Source organism: Sphingobium olei (assembly GCF_042678845.1).
Lineage (GTDB): Bacteria > Pseudomonadota > Alphaproteobacteria > Sphingomonadales > Sphingomonadaceae > Sphingobium > Sphingobium olei.
This window is the reverse complement of record NZ_JBHTLS010000107.1, coordinates 21,052-27,789: the sequence shown is the minus strand read 5'-3', so window position 1 is coordinate 27,789 and position 6,738 is coordinate 21,052. Positions and strand designations below refer to the sequence as shown.

Sequence of the window (6,738 nt, the reverse complement as noted above, 5' to 3'; positions counted from 1 at the left end):
CGGAACGGCCTTGCCCGGTGGATCACCTATTACAACACGCAGCGACCGCACTCTGGTCTGGCGGGGCAAACCCCGGCAGAGGCCTATGGGCGGATCGACAAAACAGATCATGAGGGGCATGCCCCCCCTGATCTGATGACCAAACTGGCGGCATAATCACAACAGGGATGAGCTTAACTTCGCCGCCAAACTGTCCAAAAAGGCGGGACCACCTCACACATCGGCTCTGGCCTGATCTCGCGATCGGTATACCTTCCCTCTGATCCGCTCGGTTTTGAGGGATGAGAAGAAGCTTTCCATCGCGGCGTTGTCCCAACAGTTGCCGGACCGGCTCATGGAACAGGTCACACCATTGTCCTTCATCAAGCGCTGGAACTGCTCGCTGGTATACTGGCTCCCCTGGTCCGAGTGGTGCAGCAGGGCATCAGGCTTACCACGGCGCCAGATCGCCATGATCAGGGCATCTGTCACCAACTGGGCCGTCATGTTGGCGCTCATCGACCAGCCCACCACCCGCCGGGAGAACAGGTCGATGACGGCGGCGACATAGAGCCAGCCCTCGGCTGTCCAGATATAGGTGAAGTCAGCCACCCATTTCTGGTTCGGTCTGTCAGCGACAAACTGGCGATCGAGAACATTATCGGCGATGACCGACCGTTCGCCATGATCCTTGGGTAAGCCGCGGCGGCGCGGTCGTGCCCGAAGACCCTGCTGACGCATGAGCCGTTCGATACGATGCAGACCACAGGAGATGCCTTCGGCCAGCACGTCATGCCAGACACGACGTGCGCCATAGGTTCGATCGCTCAGCTTGAAGCTGGCCCTGATCTTATTGCCGACCTCCACATCGCTCCGCGCCCGCGCTGACGGTGCACGGACAAGCCAGGCATGAAAGCCACTGCGCGAGACTCCGAGTGCCCCGCAAATCCACGATACCGGCCATATCCCTCGGTGTTTCGCGATGAAGGCAAATCTCATATCGAGTCCCTCGCGAAGTAGGCCGCGGCTTTTTTTAATATGTCGCGCTCCGCCTTGAGCTTGGCCACTTCGCGGCGTAGCCGCTGTATCTCCTGCTGTTCCGGCTTCATCTGACCATGGCCAGGAAATGCTTCCTGCGGCGATCCGGAAAGCTCCTTCACCCATTTACGCAGCACCGTTTGATGCACATCCAGATCTCTTGAGGCCTGCGCCACGCTAACCCCGCGCTCGCTGACCAACTTCGCCGCTTCGATCTTGAACTCGCGGCTAAACTTCCTTCGCTCCATTCACGTCCTCCAGTTTGATAAACACCTTATCTTGGTGTCCGCCAAACCGGCAGCAGGCCATGAAGGGCAATCTGGATGTGGCTAAAGCGCGCCGCGATCGTGCGGTCGCGGAGTATGAGCGCACGGTTCAGGTGGCTTTTCGCGACGTCTCGGACGCCCTCGTCAGGCGAAGCCAGCTCCAGCATCAAATCGAAACGACGCGCGAGTTGCTCGATGCACAGCGCGAAAGCGCGCGTCTTGCTCAACTCCGCTTCGACAATGGGCGCTCCGCCTACTTGGAAGTGCTCGACGCACAGCGGTCCCTGTTTGAGGCGGAGCAGGCGCTGGTCCAGCTTCGCCGGGCAGAACTGGCGAGTATCGTCGCTCTTTATTCAGCGCTTGGCGGCGGCTTTGTCGCCGAGCGCGCCTTCGACACAAACGCCACAAACGAGAGCCGGGAGCAGAATAAATGACGCAGGCGACGAGAAAGACCTGGCTCATCCGGGCCGGCATCGCGGCGGTGTCGATTGCCCTGGGCGTGATCCTCTGGTCTGCGCTCAAGCCTTCTACCTTGCCGGAGGGCATCGTCAGCGGCAATGGCCGGCTGGAGGCGGTGGAGATCGATATCTCCGCCAGAACGCCCGGTCGTCTGCGCGACATCCTCGTGGATGAAGGCGAACTGGTCAAGGCGGGCCAGATCGTCGCGCATATGGACGTCGATACCCTCAATGCGCAGCTTGCCGAAGCGCAAGCCCAACTCGCCCAGGCGCTCAATTCCGTTCAGATCGCACAAACGCAAGTCGGCCAGCGCGAGAGCGAACGAGCCGCCGCGCTCGCGATCGTTCGCCAGAGACAGGCCGAACTCAATGCTGCACGCAAAAGACTGATGCGGTCGGAAACACTGGCGCGCGAAGGAGCTACGGCCGTCCAGGAGCGCGACGATGATCAGGCGCAAGTGGAGGGAGCTGCGGCGACCGTCGAGGCAGCCCGTGCGCAGCTCGCATCGGTAGATGCCGGCATCGCGGCGGCCCGCAGCCAGATTATCGGTGCGCGCTCCAACGTCGATGCGGTCCACGCGACGATCGAACGGATCAGGGCCGATATCAGGGACAGCGAACTGCGGGCGCCGCGGGGGGGCCGTATCCAGTATCGCGTGGCGCAGCCGGGCGAGGTGATCGCGGGCGGCGGACGGGTGATGAACCTGGTCGACCTATCGGATGTCTATATGACCTTTTTCCTTCCCGAAACAGCGGCGGGCCGCGTCGGCCTCGGCAGCGAGGTCCGCCTCGTGCTCGACGCAGCGCCGCAATACGTCATTCCCGCGAAGATCAGCTTCGTCGCCGATGTCGCCCAATTCACGCCCAAGACGGTGGAAACGGAGAGCGAGCGCCAGAAACTGATGTTTCGCGTCCGCGCGCGGATCGATCCCGCGCTCCTGCGGCGCAACCTGGCGCGCGTGAAGACGGGTCTGCCCGGCATGGCCTATGTCCGGATCGACCCCGCGGCGTCCTGGCCCGACAGTCTTGCACGTCCCGTCAAGGAGTAGGCGGGTGTCGCTGGCTGAAGCCTTCGGCGCCGAAGAACCGGCCGTTCGCCTGGCAGGCGTGCGGCTACTCTATGGAACGACGCAAGCGCTTCGCGGAGTCGACCTGGAGGTCGCTGCAGGGCGCATGATCGGCCTGATCGGTCCGGACGGGGTCGGCAAGTCGAGCCTGCTTGGGCTGATCGCCGGAGCCCGCACGATCCAGCAAGGAACCGTGCGCGTGCTCGGCGGCGATATGGCTGACGCTCGCCACCGGAACGATGTATGCCCCCGCATCGCCTATATGCCGCAGGGCCTCGGCAAGAACCTGTATCCGACGCTCTCGGTCGAGGAAAACCTCCAGTTCTTCGGACGCTTGTTCGGGCACGGCACTGCGGAGCGTCGACGGCGCGTCGACGAGCTGACCCGACATACTGGCCTTCACGCATTCCTGTCTCGCCCCGCGGGCAAGTTGTCGGGCGGCATGAAGCAGAAGCTCGGGCTTTGCTGCGCGCTGATCCACGATCCGGATCTGCTGATCCTCGACGAGCCGACCACCGGGGTCGACCCACTGGCCCGCGCGCAGTTCTGGGACCTGATCGCGCGCATCCGCCAGCAGCGCCCCGACATGAGCGTCATCGTCGCCACCGCTTACATGGACGAAGCGGAGCGGTTCGACTGGCTGGTGGCGATGGATGATGGCGCTGTCTTGGCCACAGGGACACCCGGCGAACTGCTAGATCGCACCGGCAGCGACGACCTCGAGGCCGCGTTCGCCGAGCTGCTGCCGGAAGAGCGCAAGCGCGGCCATGGGCCCGTCGTGATCCCGCCGCTTGATGTGGGCGAGGATGATATCGCGATCGAGGCGAAGGACCTCACCATGCGCTTCGGCGATTTCGTCGCCGTCAACCACGTCAGCTTCCGCATCCGCCGGGGGGAGATATTCGGCTTTCTCGGCTCCAACGGCTGCGGCAAGACGACGACGATGAAGATGCTGACGGGCTTGCTGCCGGCGACCGAAGGCCAGGCTTGGCTGTTCGGCCGGGCAGTCGATCCGCGGGACATCGCGACGCGCCGGCGCGTCGGCTATATGAGCCAGTCCTTCTCGCTCTATGGCGAACTCACTGTCCGCCAGAACCTGGAGCTGCATGCGCGCCTCTTCCATGTTCCCGCCGGTGAAATTCCAGGCCGCGTCATGGAGATGGTCGAGCGTTTCGGGTTGGAGCCGGTGCTCGACGAATTGCCCGGAAAGCTTCCGCTCGGCATCCGCCAGCGCCTCTCGCTGGCCGTGGCCATGGTGCACAAGCCCGAACTGCTTATCCTCGACGAGCCGACCTCCGGCGTTGATCCGGTGGCGCGTGATGCGTTCTGGCGTCTGCTTGCGGAGCTGTCGCGGCGCGACAAGGTGACGATCTTCATCTCGACGCACTTCATGAACGAAGCGGAACGGTGCGACCGCATGTCGATGATGCACGCCGGCCGGGTGCTCGACAGCGATGCGCCGGCCAGGCTGGTCGAGAAGCGAGGCGCCGAGACGCTGGAGGAAGCCTTCATCGGCTATCTCCTTGAGGCTGGCGGCGAGGGGGAGGGAAGCTTGCCGGTCGAACCGCAGCCGCTCCATGAAGGGCAGCCCGTCAGGCGGCATTTTAGCCTGCAACGCATGATGAGTTATGTCTGGCGCGAGACCCTGGAGTTGCGGCGCGACCCCGTGCGCGGCACGCTAGCGCTCGCCGGCTCGGTGATCCTGCTCCTCGTCATGGGCTTTGGCATCAGCATGGATGTGAACGACCTGCGCTATGCCGTGCTCGATCGCGACCAGAGCAGTATCAGCCAGCGCTATCAGCTCGACATCGCCGGATCGCCCTATTTTAGCGAGCAGCCGCCGATCACCGACTATCAGGATTTGGATCGGCGGATGCGGAGCGGCGAACTTGCGCTCGCCATCGAAATTCCACCCGGGTTCGCACGCGACCTGGCGCGCGGAGAGAGGGTGGCGATCGGCGCCTGGTTCGATGGCGCCATGCCGCAGCGCGCCGAGACGGTGCAGGGTTATATCCAAGGCATGCACCAGCACTGGCTCGCCGAGCAGATGCGCATGGCAGGGCTGGCGCAGTTGGGCTCGGCGGTCTCGATCGAAAACCGCTTCCGCTACAATCCCGATGTGAAAAGCCTACCCGCCATGGTCCCCACGGTCATCCCCCTGTTGCTGCTGATGCTGCCCGCCATGCTGGCGGCGCTGGCGGTCGTGCGGGAGAAGGAGACGGGATCGATCATCAACCTCTATGTGACGCCGGTTACCCGCGCTGAGTTCCTGCTGGGTAAGCAACTGCCCTATGTGGTTCTCGGGATGATCAACTTCGTTGTGATGGTGGTGATAGCGGCCGTGCTCTTTGGCGTGGCACCCACGGGCAGTATTGCCGCTCTCGTTCTCGCAGCACTGACCTTCTGCGTGATCTCGACCGGAATGGGACTGCTGGCTTCCGCCGTTACCAGGAGCCAGATCGCGGCGCTTTTTCTGGCCATGGTCGGAACTCTGATCCCGGCGGTCAGCTATGGCGGCATGATGGACCCGGTATCCTCGCTCGAAGGGGCGGGGCGGGTGATCGGCGAGGTCTACCCGGCCAACCCCATGTTCACGATCAGCCGGGGCGTTTTCAACAAGGCGCTTGGCTTCCGCGATCTCGCAGGCGCGTTCTGGCCGTTGCTCGGCGCCGTGCCCATTATCCTCGGATTAGCCATCATGCTGCTCAAAAAACAGGAGCGGTAACCATGCGGCAGACGATCTCGAACATCTACCGCCTGGGCGTCAAGGAGCTGTGGAGCCTGTGGCGCGATCCGATCATGCTGGTGCTGATTCTGTTTACCTTTACCTTTGCCGTCTACATGGCCGCCTCGGCCGCGCCCGAAACGCTGAACAGGGCATCGATCGCCGTGGTGGACGAGGACAGGTCACCTCTTTCACAGCGGATTGTTTCGGCCTTCTATCCACCGCACTTCAAAGAGCCGGCACTGATATTGCCGTCGCAAATCGATCCCGGCATGGATGCGGGCATCTATACTTTCGTGATGCACATTCCGGCTGGCTTCCAGCGCGACGTGCTGGCGGGCCGCCCAGCGGAGATACAGCTCAACACCGATGCGACGCGGATGACGCAGGCCTTCACCGGCAGCGGCTATGTCCAGCAGATCACGCTCGCCGAGGTAACCGAGTTTGTCGAGCATTATCGGCGGCAGCAGGCGCTGCCGGTCGACCTCGAACTGCGTGCCCGCTTCAATCCGGCCTTGGACAAGACCTGGTTCGGAGGGCTTTCCGAGATCATCAACCAGATCGCGATGCTATCCATTATTCTGACCGGTGCGGCCCTGATCCGCGAACGCGAGCACGGTACGATCGAGCATCTGCTTGTCATGCCGGTGACGCCATTCGAGATCATGCTGAGCAAAATCTGGGCAATGGGGCTGGTGGTACTTGTGGCCGCCTTCCTCTCACTCAACCTCATCGTGCGCGGCGCGCTGGGCGTGCCGGTGGCCGGCTCGCTCTCGCTGTTTTTCGCCGGCGCGGCGCTCGTGCTCTTCGCCACCACCTCGCTCGGCATCTTCATGGGCACGCTTGCGCGCAACATGCCTCAGTTCGGCATGCTCACCGTGCTGGTGCTGCTGCCCCTGGAAATGCTTTCGGGTGGCACCACCCCGCGCGAGAGCATGCCGCAACTCGTGCAAAACATTATGCTCGCGGCACCCACCACGCATTTCATCGAACTGGGTCAGGCAATTCTATTTCGCGGCGCCGGGATGCAGGTGGTCTGGCCTCAGTTTGTCGCCGTCGCGATCATCGGCGCTGTCTTCTTCACGGTGGCCCTTGTCCGCTTTCGCAAGACGATCACCGCCATGTCTTGATGCCGTCTTGAGCGCCAGACGAAAGTTCGCAGGTACGACTATGCCGCTTTCACCGGAAGATGGAAGGCTAGCACT

General features: G+C 63.0%; 6 protein-coding genes. 5 read left to right on the top strand and 1 reads right to left on the bottom strand.

What is annotated here, in order from left to right:
* Positions 1-156, top strand: a 156-nt coding sequence (locus ACFQ24_RS07100; protein WP_380910062.1) for an integrase core domain-containing protein, incomplete at its 5' end; no start/stop codon positions are given.
* A gap of 57 nt (positions 157-213) precedes the next feature.
* Here the strand turns inward: ACFQ24_RS07100 and ACFQ24_RS07095 are convergent.
* Positions 214-1,265 (bottom strand): IS3 family transposase gene (locus ACFQ24_RS07095; protein WP_380910054.1). Its coding sequence is split into 2 segments (ribosomal slippage): positions 214-1,007 and positions 1,007-1,265, totalling 1,053 coding nucleotides; the frame shifts between segments, so codons are not numbered across the junction.
* Between the two features lie 59 nt (positions 1,266-1,324).
* Here ACFQ24_RS07095 and ACFQ24_RS07090 point away from each other — a divergent pair.
* Genes ACFQ24_RS07090 through ACFQ24_RS07075 form a run of 4 tightly spaced genes read left to right on the top strand, consistent with a single transcriptional unit; the run spans position 1,325 to position 6,663 of the window.
* Positions 1,325-1,717, top strand: a complete 393-nt coding sequence (locus ACFQ24_RS07090) for a TolC family protein (protein WP_380910052.1) — start codon at positions 1,325-1,327, stop codon at positions 1,715-1,717.
* Positions 1,714-2,790: an HlyD family secretion protein gene (locus tag ACFQ24_RS07085; RefSeq protein WP_380910050.1), complete on the top strand. Its 1,077-nt coding sequence runs from the start codon at positions 1,714-1,716 to the stop codon at positions 2,788-2,790. The genes ACFQ24_RS07090 and ACFQ24_RS07085 overlap by 4 nt, the downstream gene beginning before the upstream one ends.
* Before the next feature lie 4 nt (positions 2,791-2,794).
* The gene (gene rbbA / locus ACFQ24_RS07080; protein WP_380910048.1) at positions 2,795-5,533 is read left to right on the top strand and encodes a ribosome-associated ATPase/putative transporter RbbA; all 2,739 of its coding nucleotides are present in this window, start codon (positions 2,795-2,797) and stop codon (positions 5,531-5,533) included.
* 2 nt (positions 5,534-5,535) lie between these two features.
* The gene (locus ACFQ24_RS07075; protein WP_380910046.1) at positions 5,536-6,663 is read left to right on the top strand and encodes an ABC transporter permease; all 1,128 of its coding nucleotides are present in this window, start codon (positions 5,536-5,538) and stop codon (positions 6,661-6,663) included.
* Positions 6,664-6,738: the final 75 nt, after the last annotated feature.